This window comes from Actinoplanes sp. CA-051413 (assembly GCF_050955795.1).
Lineage (GTDB): Bacteria > Actinomycetota > Actinomycetes > Mycobacteriales > Micromonosporaceae > Actinoplanes.
On the sequence record NZ_CP192100.1, the window covers coordinates 670,572 to 684,495 of the forward strand.

Sequence of the window (13,924 nt, forward strand, 5' to 3'; positions counted from 1 at the left end):
GAAAACCCCATCACGCATCGGCCCGCTTCAACCGCCAAGCCCCACCCACCACCACAGCCCCGACGTAACCCACGAACACCCCGAGCCCCACCCAAGGCGACAGCGCATCCGCCCCCTGACTGACCGACGTGAACGCGCTACCCGCATCCGACGGCAGATACTGCACGACGTTGTCCCGCCAGGACTCCGGCAACAGCAGCTGCGCAACCCCGCTGAGCAGGAACATCGCCCCGAACAGAGTGCTGATCGCCGCCGGCGTGGACCGCAGCAGCGCACCCAGCGCCAGCCCCAGCACGCCCGACCCGGCCAGGATCACCGCGGAACCGATCACCGCGCGCACCACACCCCCGTCGGACCAGGACGCCGCGCCGTCGCCGATCAGGGCCTGGCCGCCGGTGAAGGCCACTGCCGACGCCGCCAGGCCGATCACGAAGACCACGACCGCGAAAACCGCGATCTTGGCCCAGAGGACCGGCAACCTTTTCGGTACGGCGGTGAGCGACGACCGGATCATGCCGGTGCTGTACTCGCTCGCCATGAACAGCACGCCCAGGGTCCCGAACGCCAGCTGGGCGAACGTGATGCCGGCCAAACTCGCGTCGACCGGGCCGAGCTCTCCCGGCTCCGGACCCGGCCCGGTCGCCGCGCCGGAGTTCAGCATCGACGAGGCGAGCAGGCCGATGCCGATCAGCAGCGCGACCGCGGTGGCCAGCGTGATCAGCGTCGAGCGCAGCGACCAGAACTTGATCCACTCCGAGCGGATCACCCGGCCCTGCGTCACTTTGAGGTTGGACACCGCCGCCGGGGTGACGAGCGGTGCAGCTTCGGGGGACAGGGTCGCGGTGCTCATGCTGCTGCTCCTACGGTCTGGTATTCGACGGCGTCCCGGGTCAGCTCCATGAACGCCTCTTCCAACGACGGGCGCTGCACCGTCAGTTCGTGCAGGGCGATCCCTGCGTTGGCCGCGCGTTCGCCGATCTTGGCGGCGGACAGGCCGGTCACCTCGAAGGCGCCGCGTTCCACGCTGAGCACGGTGACGCCCGGTCCGGCCAGCAGGTCGTGCAGCTCCACGGCTCGCGGCGAGCGGACCAGGACCGAGTCGTGTGCGGCCTGCTCGATGAACTCCGCCACCGAGACGTCCGCGATCAGCTTGCCGCGACCCACGACCACCAGGTGCTCGGCGGTCAGCGCCATCTCGCTCATCAGGTGCGAGGAGACAAAAACCGTACGGCCCTGCGCGGCCAGGCCCCGCATCAGGTGCCGGATCCAGAGGATGCCTTCGGGGTCGAGGCCGTTCACCGGCTCGTCCAGGATCAGCACCTCCGGGTCGGCCAGCAGCGCCGACGCGATGCCGAGCCGCTGACCCATGCCGAGCGAGAAGGCGCCGGCCCGCTTGCGGGCCACCTCGTGCAGACCGACGATGTCGATCACTTCGTCGACCCGGGTGCGCGGCACCCCGGTGGTCGCGGCCATGGCCAGCAGATGGTGGTACGCGGACCGCCCGGTGTGCACGGCCTTGGCGTCCAGCAGCGCGCCGACCTGCTTCAGCGGCGCGGTGTGCTCCGCGTACGGGCGGCCGTTGATCGTGGCCGTGCCCGACGTCGGCCGGTCCAGTCCCAGGATCATCCGCATCGTGGTGGACTTCCCGGCACCGTTGGGGCCGAGGAAGCCGGTGACGATGCCGGGCTTGACGGTGAAGGTGAGGTTGTCGACGGCGGTCTTGGCGCCGTACCGCTTGGTGAGTTCGTGGACCTCGATCATGTCAGCCAGCCTGGTTCAGCGGGCCGGTGATCGGCGTCGTCCGGCGGCGGGCAGATCGGACTACTACCAGCGTGGTATTCGAGGTCACCTTGTTACCGCGCCGGGACGACGCTTCGCAGGCAGGTCCACGCGTAACGTGATCGCCATGGAGCTGGGTGAGGTGCGTGAGACGCGGGCGTGGCAGGCCGTACGCCGGCACCCGCAGCTCTGCGACGCAGCCCTGGCCCTCGCCGTGGTGGTGCCGGTGATCCTGGCCGTGCGGCGCGGCGGGCACGGCGAGGAGCCCCGCATGCTGGGCACCGCCGACATGATCGCCGCGGCCATCGGCTTCGTGGCGATCGCCTTCCGCCGCCGGTTCACCCTGGCCGGTCTGATCCTCACCACGTTCGCCACGATCCTGTTCACCGTTCAGCAGGGTGACCGGCAGCCGATGCTGATGATCGCCCTTGTCCTGCTCTTCTTCACGCACGCCGCGTGGGCCGACCGGCGGACGGCGTGGCTCACCGCCGTGTGCCTCGGAGCGGTCGTCTGCCTGAGCGGAGTGATCTGGGCCGGCGGCAGCTGGTACGCCCCGGAGAATCTCGGCGCGCTGGCCTGGATCGGCATGGCCACCGCGGTCGGCGACGCGACCCGCAGCCGGCGGGCGTACGTGGCCGAGGTCGAGGAACGCGCCCGGCGGGCCGAGCAGAGCCGCGACGAGGAGGCCCGGCGCCAGGTCGTCGAGGAACGCGTACGGATCGCCCGCGAGCTGCACGACGTCGTCGCCCACCACATCGCGGTCATCAAGGTGCAGGCCACCGGGGCCAAGCACATCCTGCACCTGCGTCCGGAGCAGGTCGCCCCGGCGCTGGACCACATCAGCCGCTCCTCGGACGCGGTGCTCAAGGAGATCGCCTCGGTGGTCGGCCTGCTGCGCAGCTCCGACGACCTGGACGGGGGCGAGGCGCCGGCCACCGAACCGACCCGCGGCCTGGCCCGGCTGTCCGGCCTGCTCGACGACCTGGCCGCGGCCGGCCTGCGGGTCGACCACCACCGGCTCGGCGAAGCCCGGGAGCTGCCCGCGCTGGTCGACCTCGCCGCCTTTCGGATCGCCCAGGAAGCACTGACCAACGCCCAGAAGTACGGCGACGGCACCGCCCGGCTCACCGTGGCCTACACCGCCGACGGGGTGACGCTGGACATCACCAATCAGGTCCGGCCCGACGTCCCGAGGTCCGGCTCGGGCTACGGCATCATCGGCATGCGGGAACGCGCCGCCTCGACCGGGGGAGCGCTGACCGCGGGCCCGGACGCCAACGGCCGCTTCACGGTCCATACCGACCTCCCCAGCGCAGACCTCCCGTCCCGCGACCATGCAGAGCGGCTGAACGCGAGGGCTGTCGACGGCGAGCAGGTGCTGTCATGACGATCCGGGTTCTGCTGGTTGATGACCAGCCGTTGATCCGGGCCGGCTTTCGGATGTTCGTGGAGCCTGACCCCGAGGTTGAGGTCGTCGGTGAGGCCGGGACCGGTCGTGAGGCCGTCGAGCTCGCTCGTTCCGCCCGTGCCGACGTCGTGCTCATGGACATCCGGATGCCGGACATGGACGGCATCGAGGCCACCCGGCGGATCGCCGCGGCCGAGGACCTGGCCGGCGTGCGGGTGCTGGTCCTGACGACTTTCGAGAACGACGACAACGTCGTGCTCGCCCTGCGGGCCGGGGCCAGCGGTTTCCTCGGCAAGCACGTTGATCCCGCCGATCTGCTGCACGCCATCCGGGTCGTCGCCGCCGGTGAGGCGTTGCTGTCGCCCGCGGCCACGCGTGGGCTGGTCAGCCGCTTCCTGAGCCAGCCGGTGCCGAGTGCGCTGCCGGCCGCCCTGGAGCTGGGCGGGCTCACCGACCGGGAACGGGAGGTGCTGGCGCTGGTGGCGTACGGACTGTCGAACGACGAGATCGCCGAGCGGCTCTACCTGTCGCCGCTGACCGTGAAGACGCATATCAACCGGGCCATGGGCAAGCTCGGTGTCCGGGACCGGGCGCAACTGGTCGTCATCGCGTACCAGAGTGGTCTGGTCCGCCCGGGTGACCAGCCGTGAGCGCGCTCGTTCTCGCGGTTCTGCTCTGCGTCGCGTCAGCGGCGGGTTATGCGGCCGCGGCCGTGTTGCAGGCGCGGCTGGCCCAGCAACCGCTCGGCGTGCTGCTCGGGATGCCGTTGTGGTGGGCGGCCATCGCGCTCAACGGTGTCGGTGCGGCCCTGCACGTGGTTGCGCTGCGCTACGGGCCGTTGTCGCTGGTGCAGCCGTTCGGGGTGCTGACTCTGGTGCTGGCGGTGCCGCTCGCGGCGATGCTGGCCCGGCGGGCGGTCACCCGGATCGAGGGCCGGGGCATCGGACTGACGGTGGCCGGGCTGATCGGCATTCTGCTGCTGGCCGGTACGACCACCAGCATCGCGGTGCTGACCACGGCCCAGCTCGTCGGCTTGTTGCTGGTCACGGCCGCGCTGCTGACCGCTCTGGGCGGGTGGGGCGCGGTGCCCGGCGCTTCGGGCCTGTGGACGGCGGCTGCGGCCGGGGTGTCGTTCGGCGTCTCGTCGGCCCTGACCCAGACCGTCGCGGTGCACGTCACGGATGACGGGTTCGGCGCGCTGCTCAACCCGACGGTCGCCGTCGCCGGCCTCGCGATCGCTGTGCTGTCGACCGCTGGGACGTTGTTCACGCAGAGTTCCTATCGTGACGGGCTGGGCGCGCCGCTGGCGGTGAGCACGCTCGCCAATCCGGTCGCGGCGGCGACCATCGGTCTGGTGCTGCTGGGGGAGCAGATCACCGGTGGGCTGCTCGGGGCGGCGGTCGCCCTGGTCAGCGCGGTGGTCGCGGCAGCCGGCGTGACGCTCCTGACCCGCGCCCAGGTGCGCGAGACACGAGCCCGCGAGACACGAGCCCGCGAGTCGGCTTTGCGCGCGGCGGCGCGTGCACTGCCCCGGATGGTGGTGGTTGCCGTGAGCAGCGCAGCGGTCCAGCCGATGCCACCGATGAGTGCGGCCGGCAGCAGGGCCGCCCGGGTGCCCACCGCGCCGGGCAGCATGCCGCCGCACGCCTGAGCAGAGCACCGCCAGCCGTCGGGCGGGGAAAATCGGCAACGTTTTTACACCCTGGTCATCAGCGATTCGCAACCCGCGTCGATAGGGATCACGGGGAGCAACTCGGATGAAGGGGTGGCAACGTGGCAGGTCTGACCGGATGGGCCCGGAACCGGCGGGTGTCGACGAAGGTTCTCACCGTGGCCGGTGTGGCCATCGCCGGGATGGTGGTGACCGGGTACATGAGCCTGGCCGGGATCGCCGAGCTCAAGACCACCCGTAACGACGAGCTCAAGGTCGGCGTCCCGTACATCACCAGCCTGAACTCCGCCGCCCTGGCGGCCAAGGCCGCCGCCAACGACGAGCGCGGCTATCTCATCGCCGGCGACAAGAGCTTCCAGGAGGAGGCCCTCCGCCGGAAGGAGACCGTCGACGGGCATCTCGCCACGGCCCGGGGGCTGGCCGCGCCCGAACAGCAGGCCACGGTCGACAAGATCAAGACGGCCACGGACGCCTGGTTCACCGCGCTGGCAGCCGAGTTCACGACCTACGGGACGGACCGGCAGGCCGCGATCACGGCCGCCCTGGGTGCCAACCGCGACCTGCGCAAGGCGTACGAGGAGCAGCTGGCCACGGAGCTCAGCCGGGCGGACGCCGCGCTGATCGCCGGGAAGGAGTTCGACGCGACCGTGGGCTCCACGCGGACCAGCCTGATCTGGACCATCGTGATCGCGCTGGCGCTCGCCATCTTCCTGGCGCTGTGGGTGGCCCGCATGATCGTCACGCCGCTGCGCCGGGTGTCGTCGGTGCTGGAGGCGGTCGCCGAGGGTGATCTGTCCCAGCAGCTCGACGTGGACCAGCAGGACGAGGTCGGGCACATGGCCACGTCGCTGCGCCGGGCCACCGTCACCCTGCGGCAGACCGTCAACGATCTCGCCACGCACTCCCGCACGCTCAGCACCGCCGCCGGTGAGCTGTCGGCCACCAGCAAGAACAGCGCTACCAGCGCCGAGACCGGGGCTCGGCAGGCGAGCACGGTCGCCGAGTCCGCCGCGTCCATGTCGTCGAACATCCAGACCGTCGCCGCCGGTGCGGAGGAGATGGGCGCTTCCATCCGCGAGATCAGCCAGAGTGCCACCCAGGCCGTGGGTGTCGCCTCGCGCGCGGTCGATGTCGCCGCCACCACGACCGGGGTGATGGCCAAGCTGGGCGAGTCGTCCACCGAGATCGGCAACGTGATCAAGGTGATCACCTCGATCGCCGAGCAGACCAATTTGCTCGCCCTGAACGCGACCATCGAGGCGGCCCGGGCCGGAGAAATGGGCAAGGGTTTCGCCGTGGTGGCCAGCGAGGTCAAGGATCTGGCCCAGGAGACCGCGCGGGCGACCGAGGACATCGGTCAGCGGGTGGCCGCCATCCAGACCGACACCGTCGGCGCGGTCGCCGCGATCGAGGAGATCAGCGAGATCATCGGCCGGATCAGCGAGTTCCAGACCACCATCGCCTCCGCGGTCGAGGAGCAGACCGTGACCACCAACGAGATGAGCCGCAACGTCACCGAGGCCGCCGACGCCGGCGGCCGGGTGGCTGAGACGATCAACGATGTGGCCGCTTCGGTGCAGCTCACCACCGTCGGTGTAACCGAGGCCAACCGGGCCGCCGGACAGCTCGCGGAGATGTCCGACGACCTGCAGGTGATCGTCAACCGGTTCCGGCTCGAACCGGCCCGCTGACCGGGCGCGGCCGGTTTTCAAGGACGTGTCACACTCCGTGAGCCAGCCAGACCCGATCGCCGGCCACCAGCAGGACGTCGCCGTTGTGACCGGCCACGGCGGACAGCGGGCTCGCGCCGCGCGGTGTCGTGACGGTCACCCAGGACCGGCCGCCGTCGACGGATCGCCAGAGGCCGCCGGCGGCCGCGTACAACCGTCCGGCTGAGACGGTCAGTGACCGTACGCCGGTGGCGTCGGGCTTACCGAAGCGGCCGACCGCCGTCCAGTCCGGGCCCCGCCACGCGCCGAAGGTGTCGCCGCGCGGGCCGACCGCGATCAGCTGGTCACCCAGCCGGACCACGCGTTGCAGCTCGTCGTAGCCGTCCTCGTCGGGGACCTCCGCGCGTTGCCACGAGCTGCCGTCGACCGAGCTCCACGCGGCGGGCGCGTTGCCGAAGCTACCGACGAGCAGAAACCGTCCATCGAGGACAGCGCCGTCCCGGGCGAAGGCCCGGGCCAGACCGGGAGCGTTCTCGAAGAGGCGGAAGCGGGTGCCGTCCGGGGAGAGCCAGGCCGCCGCGCCGCTGGTCCGGTTGCCGGCGATCAGGAATCCCGACCGGCCACCCGAGATCCGGCCGACGTCGACCGCCGTGTCACCGCCGTACGTCTCGAAGGGCGCCGCCGCCTCGGTGAGTGAGCCGTCCGGGCGCTGATACCAGGTGCTGGTCCGCGGATTGCCGTGCGCGCCGCCGCTGCGCGAGCCGACCGCTGCGATCCGGCCGTTCGCGCAGCCCACGGCGTACAGGACGCTGCGCGGGCCGTAGTAGCTGCCGGGCAGCGGGGTCAATGTGAGGCTGCGCCAGCTCCGGCCGTCCGGGCTGTCCCAGGCGGCCGGGCTGGTCTCGCCGTCAGCGCCGACGCGGCCGCCGACCACGTACCAGTGCTCGCCGCACGCGATCGCATCCCGCAGCAGCCGCGGGCCCGGGCCGGGCAGCGACAGCTCCGTCCAGGCGTTGGTGGGCGCCGACGCGCAGGCGCCGACCAGCGCGAGGGCGGCGAGCGCGCGCAGCAACCTGGCCGCCGGCATCAGACCTTCCGCAGCCAGAAGGTGAGACCCATCGCCTCCTCGCGGAACGGGACGGCCTCGGCCCAGGACGGCTCACCGGGGGCGTAGTCCGTGGCCAGCACCTCGTCGGCGACCAGCTGGGCGTGCTCTTCCAGCGCGGCCGCCGTGTTGTCGTCGGTGGCCGCGTAGCGCAGCGCGATCCGGTCGGAGACCTCCAGGCCGCTGGTCTTGCGGGCCTCCTGGATCAGCCGGATCGCGTCGCGGGCCAGGCCGGCCCGGCGCAGCTCCGGCGTCAGGTGCAGATCCAGGGCGAGGGTCGCGCCGCCCTCGGCGGCGACCGCCCAGCCCTCGCGCGGGGTCTCGGTGATGATCACCTCGTCGGGGCTGAGCGTGACGGTCTCGTCGCCGACGATGACTGCGGCGGTGCCGGTTGAGCGCAGGGACTCCTTCAGCGCTGTCGCGTCGGCGGCGGCCACAGCGGCCGCCACCTGCTGCACACCCTTGCCGAAGCGCTTGCCCAGCGGCCGGAAGTTGGCCTTTGCCGTGGTGTCCACCAGCGAGTCGCCGGCCGCGCCGACCGCCAGCACGACGCCGACGTTCAGCTCGGCCGCGATCTCGGCGAGCAGCTCGGGGGAGAGGCCGGCGAACCCGTGTGCCGACGCCAGCGCCCGCGACAGCGGCTGCCGGGTCTTCATGCCCGAGTCGGCCCGCGCCGCGCGGCCCAGCTCGACCAGCCGGCGGGCCAGCGCCATCTGCTCGATCAGCGCCGGGTCGATCAGGGACTCGTCGGCGACCGGGTACGCGGCCAGGTGCACCGAGGGCGCGGCCGTCGGCGTGACCGGCACGACCATGTCCTGCCAGATCCGCTCGGTGATGAACGGCGTGATCGGCGCCATCAGCAGCGTCACGGTGGCCAGCGCCTCGTGCAGCGTGGCCAGCGCGGCCGGGTCACCACGCCAGAAACGGCGGCGGCTGCGGCGCACGTACCAGTTGGACAGGTCGTCGATGAACGCGGCGAGCAGTTTGCCGGCCTCGTGGGTGTCGAAGGCGGCCAGCGCCGCGTCCACGTCCCGGGCCAGCGTGTGCAGCTCGGACAGGACCCAGCGGTCCAGGACCGGGCGGTCGGCCGGCGCCGGGTCCGACTCCGACGGCGTCCAGCCGGCGGTACGCCCGTACAGCGCCTGGAAAGCGGCCGTGTTCCAGTACGTCAGCAGGGTCTTGCGGACCACCTCCTGCAAGGTGGTGTGCCCGACCCGGCGCGAGGACCACGGCGAGCCGACCGCGGCCATGAACCACCGCACGGCGTCCGCACCGTGCCGTTCCAGCAGCGGCAACGGCTCCAGGATGTTGCCCAGGTGCTTGGACATCTTGCGGCCGTCCTCGGCCACGATGTGACCCAGGCAGACCACGTTCTCGTACGCGGACCGGTCGAACACCAGCGTGCCGATGGCCATCAGCGTGTAGAACCAGCCGCGGGTCTGGTCGATCGCCTCAGAGATGAACTGCGCCGGGTAGCTGCGCTCGAACAGCTCCTTGTTGCGGTACGGGTACCCGAACTGGGCGAACGGCATCGCGCCGGAGTCGTACCAGGCGTCGATGACGTCCGGCACCCGGGTGGCGGTGGCGCCGCACTCGCAGGCGAAGGTGACCGCGTCGATGAACGGCCGGTGCGGTTCCAGCGCGGACAGGTCCTCGCCGGTGCGCTCGCTCAGCTCGTGCAGGGAACCGATGCAGGTCAGGTGGCCTTCCGGGCAGCGCCAGATGGGCAGCGGGGTGCCCCAGTAGCGCTGCCGGGAGAGCGCCCAGTCGACGTTGTTGGTCAGCCAGTCGCCGTAGCGGCCGTGCTTGATCGTCGCGGGCTGCCAGTTGGTGCGCTCGTTCTCGCGCAGCAGCTGCTCGCGGACGGCTGTGGTGCGCACGTACCAGGACGGCTGCGCGTAGTAGATCAGGGGCGTGTGGCAGCGCCAGCAGTGCGGGTAGCTGTGCTCGTACGGGGTCTCGCGGAACAGCAGACCGCGGCTCTGCAGGTCGGTCACCAGCGCGGCATCCGCGGTCTTGAAGAACACTCCACCGACCAGGGGCACCTCCGGCGCGAACGTGCCGTCGGGCCGTACCGGATTGACCATCGGCAGCCCGTAGGCCCGGCAGCTGGCCAGGTCGTCCGCGCCGAAGGCGGGCGACTGGTGCACCAGGCCGGTGCCGCTGTCGGTGGTCACGTACGACGCCAGGATGACGATGTGCGCGTCCGGCACCTCGACCAGGTCGAACGGCGGCCGGTAGGTCCAGCGTTCGAGCTCCTTGCCGCCGAAGGTGGCCACCACCGTCCAGGCCGCGCCGAGCACCTCCGCGAGCAGGTCCGAAGCGACGACGAGCTGCTCGTTGCCGTCGGTCGCCACGACGTAGCTGACGTCCGGGTTGACCGCGACGGCGGTGTTGGAGACCAGCGTCCAGGGCGTCGTGGTCCAGACCAGCAACGAGGCCTGCCCGGCGAACGGGCCGGAGGTCAGCGGGAAGCGCACGTAGACCGACGGGTCGACGTCCTGCTCGTAGCCTTGGGCCAGCTCGTGGTCGGACAGGGCGGTCTGGTCCCGCGGGCACCAGGGCGCCACCCGGAAGTCCTCGACCAGCAGACCCTTGTCGAAGATCCGCTGCAGCGACCACCAGACCGACTCGATGTAGCCCGGATCCATGGTCCGGTACGCGTCGTCCATGTCGACCCAGTAGCCCATCCGCCGGGTCAGCTCGGCGAACGCGTCCGTGTGCCGGGTCACCGAGGCGCGGCAGCGGGCGTTGAACTCGGCGATGCCGTACGCCTCGATGTCCTGCTTGCCGGTGAAGCCGAGCTCCTTCTCCACCGCGAGCTCGACCGGCAGGCCGTGGCAGTCCCAGCCGGCCTTGCGGGCGACGTGGAAGCCCTTCATCGTCTTGTACCGCGGGAAGACGTCCTTGAAGACCCGGCTCTCGATGTGGTGCGTGCCGGGCATGCCGTTCGCGGTGGGCGGGCCTTCGTAGAAAATCCACTCCGGGCGGCCCGCGGACTGCTCGAGGCTGCGGTGGAACACACTCTCGGCCTGCCAGAAGTGCAGCACCTCGTGGTCCAGCGCACCCAGATCGACCTGGGCCGGCACGGGTAGATACATCGTCGTTTCCTCTTCTCGGAACGTGGTACTCACCAGCCTATGGGCGGCCGCCAGCGTTATTCGAAGCGCGTGGGGTCGCCCGCGCCGACCCGCAGGATTTCCGGCTCGCCACCGGACAGGTCGATGACGGTGGTCGGGACCGTGCCGCACTCACCGGAGTCGATCACCGCGTCCACCACGTGGTCGAGCCGTTCCTTGATCTCCCAGCCCTGGGTGAGCGGCTCTTCCTCGCCCGGCAGCAGCAGGGTGCTGGAGAGCAGCGGCTCGCCCAGCTCGGCGAGGATGGCACTGGTCACCGTGTTCTCCGGGATGCGTACCCCGACGGTCTTCTTCTTGGGGTGCATCAGTCGCCGCGGCACCTCCCGGGTGGCCGGCAGGATGAAGGTGTAGCTGCCGGGGGTGGCGGCCTTGACCGCCCGGAAGACCGCATTGTTGATGTGGACGAACTGCCCGAGCTGGGCGAAGTCGCGGCAGATCAGGGTGAAGTGGTGGTCGCTGCCCAGATGGCGGATCTCGCGGATCCGATCGAGGCCCTTGGCGTTGCCGATCCGGCAGCCGAGGGCGTAACAGGAGTCGGTCGGATACGCGATCAGCCCGTCGTCCTGCAGGATGCGGACCACCTGGGAGATGGACCGCGCCTGCGGATTGTCCGGATGTACGTCGAAATACTTCGCCACCCGCAGAGCTTAGAACCTGGGCCCGGTGAATCGCGGTAACCGTGGCACCAACGTATCCATGCCTTTACCTGCGTAAATCTTTACCCGGTGTCCGCGTAGTGGCAGCGTGACCACATGAGACGGAGAGCCGCGCTCGTCGTTGCGCTGATTTCGGCGATGGTGGGTGCGTCCGCGGGAGCAGCGGGCGCCGCACCGAAATCCTCGTACGCCTACCTGCATCCCGGTGGCCAGCCCCGGCTGACCGAGAAGGTGCCGGTCAACGTGGTCTTCCTCGGCTACGAGCCGGACCAGGTCGGCCGGGCCGCCTACCTGTCCGGCCTGCCGAAGAAGTACGAACCCCTCGTCCGCTACCGCCTGGTCTACGGCCAGACCGAGAAGCTGGGCATCACCTACACCTACGACTACAAGGTCAGCTACGGCAGCCGGTCGTACGAGGACAAGTTCTTCAGGCAGCTGGGCAAGCTGGCCAAGCCCGCGCCGCTGACCGAGTACCAGACGGCCTACAACGAGCAGGCGAGCAACGTCAAGGACATCACGGCCAACCACGCCATCGACGCGCCCAGCGTGGAGAAGTGGCTCGCGTACCACCCGCCCGCCGGTGTCGACACCCGGCGCAACACGATCTTCTTCATCAACTGGTACGGCCGCTCCGATTTCAAGTTCCACGTCTACACCAAGACCGGCGAGCCGGACCCGGACACCGGCTACGACTTCGGCCAGGAGCGGGACAGCCGCAAGGTCATCGCCTGGGGCGGCACCACCGCCGACGACGAGGAGACCGGCCTGGGCAGCACCCGGCGGGTCTGGTTCCACGATCTGTCCGCCGGTCCCGAGTCCTGGACCAGCAACTACGACGTCGACAACCCGGACCTCGACGGTGACGGCGAGGTCGACTACCGGATGCCGCCCACCTGGGAGTACACCGCGGGCGGCTTCCGAGCGCCCGGGGCTCTGGCCGGTGACCTCTCGCTGATCACCCGTTACGTCGCGCTGAACCTGCTGATGACGTCGTCGCCGCTCTACCCGGTCGAGCTGCCCACGCCGGAGCCGCCCAAGTCGCTCAACATCGACAGCAACACCTACGAGGGCTGGCCCGGCGTCGACGCGTCCGAGCGCTACATCACCCCCGAGCTGCTGGTCGACGAGCTCTCCGAGCTGCGCTGGCGCAACCGGATGGACTTCGACAACCAGGACCTGCCGTACGACGCCAAGGCCGAGGAGTGCTACCTCGGGGTGCTCACCGACACCAGTTGCTACCCCGACTCGGGCTATCCGGCGTTCGCCAACCTGTACCTCTACAACTGGGCGAACCTGGAACGCACCAAGGACGACGCCGGCCGGGTCGACTACGAGATCCCGGTGTTCAACTACGCCGTCGGTGAGGGCGTGGACGTGCCGGCGCTCGGCTTCGCCGACGACAACTACGTCGACGGCACCCAGACCGGGGTCTTCACCTTCATCTCGCCGGAGGTTGTCGCCTCCGGGTACGGCCTGACCACCACCCAGATCCACGAGGTCGGCCACCACCTGGGCATGAGCCACCCGCACGACGGCTACGACAGCGAGACCGGGGTCGACTACGAGCCGGCGGGCCGCTTCCTGTTCGCCAACGCCGGCGACGAGAGCAACTCGATGATGAGCTACATCGACGTCAACTGGGACTTCAGCCAGTTCGACCGGGACAACAGCGACCGGTTCCTGACGGCGGCGTACCACGAAGCCGCGAACCGGCTGGCCGCCGACGTGCTGGCGTCGTCCCGGGCGTCGCGGGCGAAGGTGCAGCTGCGTGCGGCCGACGTGCTGCTGGGTCTGTCGACCAAGGCGTTCGCGCGGCACGACTACCGGGCCGCGTACGCGTTCGCCGAGGGCGCCTACAACCAGGTCGTCGCCGGCGCGAAGCGGGCCGGGGTCGACCCGGCCGGTGCGGCCAAGGCGCTGGCGGCCGAGGCCGACGCCGCCCGCCGGACCGTCGAGGTGCACAGCCCGCACGAGTTCATCGACACGCTGGCGCCGGACAGTCCGCGCAGTCAGCCGTAGGTCAGGCTTCCGCCCGGGGCCGCGCGTGTGCGTGGTCCCGGGTGGAGTCGTCCGCCAGCCGGGCCACCACCTGGTCGGAGATCGCGGTGAGCGCGGCGAGCTGGTCATCGGTCAGCACGTCGCCGAAGTAGCGGCGGACCGCGGCGCCGTGACAGGCCCGCGCGGCGGCGATCTGCTCGCGGCCCTTGTCGGTGAGCTCCACTACCGCGTCGGCGGTCTTGGTGATCAGTCCGCGGCCCTGCATCCGGCGCAGCTGGTGGGACAGTCGTGACTTCTCCCACTCCAGGCCGCAGCGCAGGGCGATCGACCGCACGCTGCCGCCGGGGGACTCCTCCAGGAAGAACAGGATGTCGAAGTCGGCCTCGGACAGCCCGGTGGAGCGGTAGAGCTCACGGCTGATCCGGCCGTTGAGTTGCAGGCGCATGCGCTGATACGCCCGCCAGGCGGCGGAGACGTCGGCGGTCGCACTCACGCC

The 13,924-nt window shown here is 70.6% G+C and carries 11 protein-coding genes; 5 read left to right on the forward strand and 6 right to left on the reverse strand.

Annotated elements, in window-relative coordinates:
• Positions 1 to 10 precede the first annotated feature (10 nt).
• Positions 11 to 850: an ABC transporter permease gene (locus tag ACQP2Y_RS03165; RefSeq protein ID WP_433724405.1), complete on the reverse strand. Its 840-nt coding sequence runs from the start codon at positions 848 to 850 to the stop codon at positions 11 to 13.
• The gene (locus ACQP2Y_RS03170) at positions 847 to 1,761 is read right to left on the reverse strand and encodes an ATP-binding cassette domain-containing protein (RefSeq protein ID WP_433724407.1); all 915 of its coding nucleotides are present in this window, start codon (positions 1,759 to 1,761) and stop codon (positions 847 to 849) included. The genes ACQP2Y_RS03165 and ACQP2Y_RS03170 overlap by 4 nt, the downstream gene beginning before the upstream one ends.
• 145 nt (positions 1,762 to 1,906) lie before the next feature.
• Between ACQP2Y_RS03170 and ACQP2Y_RS03175 the strand changes: the two genes are divergently transcribed.
• The 4 genes from ACQP2Y_RS03175 (at position 1,907) to ACQP2Y_RS03190 (ending at position 6,550) form a co-directional block, all read left to right on the forward strand.
• Complete coding sequence (locus ACQP2Y_RS03175; RefSeq protein WP_433724409.1) at positions 1,907 to 3,166, forward strand: sensor histidine kinase; 1,260 nt, start codon at positions 1,907 to 1,909, stop codon at positions 3,164 to 3,166.
• Positions 3,163 to 3,837: a response regulator gene (locus tag ACQP2Y_RS03180; protein ID WP_433724411.1), complete on the forward strand. Its 675-nt coding sequence runs from the start codon at positions 3,163 to 3,165 to the stop codon at positions 3,835 to 3,837. Before ACQP2Y_RS03175 ends, ACQP2Y_RS03180 begins: the two co-directional genes overlap by 4 nt.
• The gene (locus ACQP2Y_RS03185) at positions 3,834 to 4,838 is read left to right on the forward strand and encodes a hypothetical protein (RefSeq protein ID WP_433724413.1); all 1,005 of its coding nucleotides are present in this window, start codon (positions 3,834 to 3,836) and stop codon (positions 4,836 to 4,838) included. The genes ACQP2Y_RS03180 and ACQP2Y_RS03185 overlap by 4 nt, the downstream gene beginning before the upstream one ends.
• Before the next feature lie 122 nt (positions 4,839 to 4,960).
• On the forward strand, positions 4,961 to 6,550 hold the full coding sequence (locus tag ACQP2Y_RS03190; protein ID WP_433724415.1) for a methyl-accepting chemotaxis protein: 1,590 nt from the start codon (positions 4,961 to 4,963) through the stop codon (positions 6,548 to 6,550).
• 28 nt (positions 6,551 to 6,578) lie between these two features.
• On the opposite strand, the gene ACQP2Y_RS03195 is transcribed toward ACQP2Y_RS03190, so the two are convergent.
• Genes ACQP2Y_RS03195 through ACQP2Y_RS03205 form a run of 3 tightly spaced genes read right to left on the reverse strand, consistent with a single transcriptional unit; the run spans position 6,579 to position 11,412 of the window.
• A complete protein-coding gene (locus tag ACQP2Y_RS03195; RefSeq protein ID WP_433724417.1) occupies positions 6,579 to 7,616 on the reverse strand; it encodes a WD40/YVTN/BNR-like repeat-containing protein in 1,038 nt (345 codons plus the stop codon).
• Positions 7,616 to 10,735, reverse strand: a complete 3,120-nt coding sequence (ileS, locus tag ACQP2Y_RS03200) for an isoleucine--tRNA ligase (protein WP_433724419.1) — start codon at positions 10,733 to 10,735, stop codon at positions 7,616 to 7,618. Before ileS ends, ACQP2Y_RS03195 begins: the two co-directional genes overlap by 1 nt.
• A gap of 56 nt (positions 10,736 to 10,791) precedes the next feature.
• On the reverse strand, positions 10,792 to 11,412 hold the full coding sequence (locus ACQP2Y_RS03205; RefSeq protein ID WP_433724421.1) for an L-threonylcarbamoyladenylate synthase: 621 nt from the start codon (positions 11,410 to 11,412) through the stop codon (positions 10,792 to 10,794).
• 114 nt (positions 11,413 to 11,526) lie between these two features.
• On the opposite strand from ACQP2Y_RS03205, the gene ACQP2Y_RS03210 reads away from it, so the two are divergent.
• Positions 11,527 to 13,449, forward strand: a complete 1,923-nt coding sequence (locus tag ACQP2Y_RS03210; RefSeq protein ID WP_433724423.1) for a hypothetical protein — start codon at positions 11,527 to 11,529, stop codon at positions 13,447 to 13,449.
• 1 nt (position 13,450) lies between these two features.
• Here ACQP2Y_RS03210 and ACQP2Y_RS03215 read toward each other — a convergent pair whose 3' ends face one another.
• Complete coding sequence (locus ACQP2Y_RS03215; RefSeq protein ID WP_433724425.1) at positions 13,451 to 13,921, reverse strand: MarR family winged helix-turn-helix transcriptional regulator; 471 nt, start codon at positions 13,919 to 13,921, stop codon at positions 13,451 to 13,453.
• Positions 13,922 to 13,924: the final 3 nt, after the last annotated feature.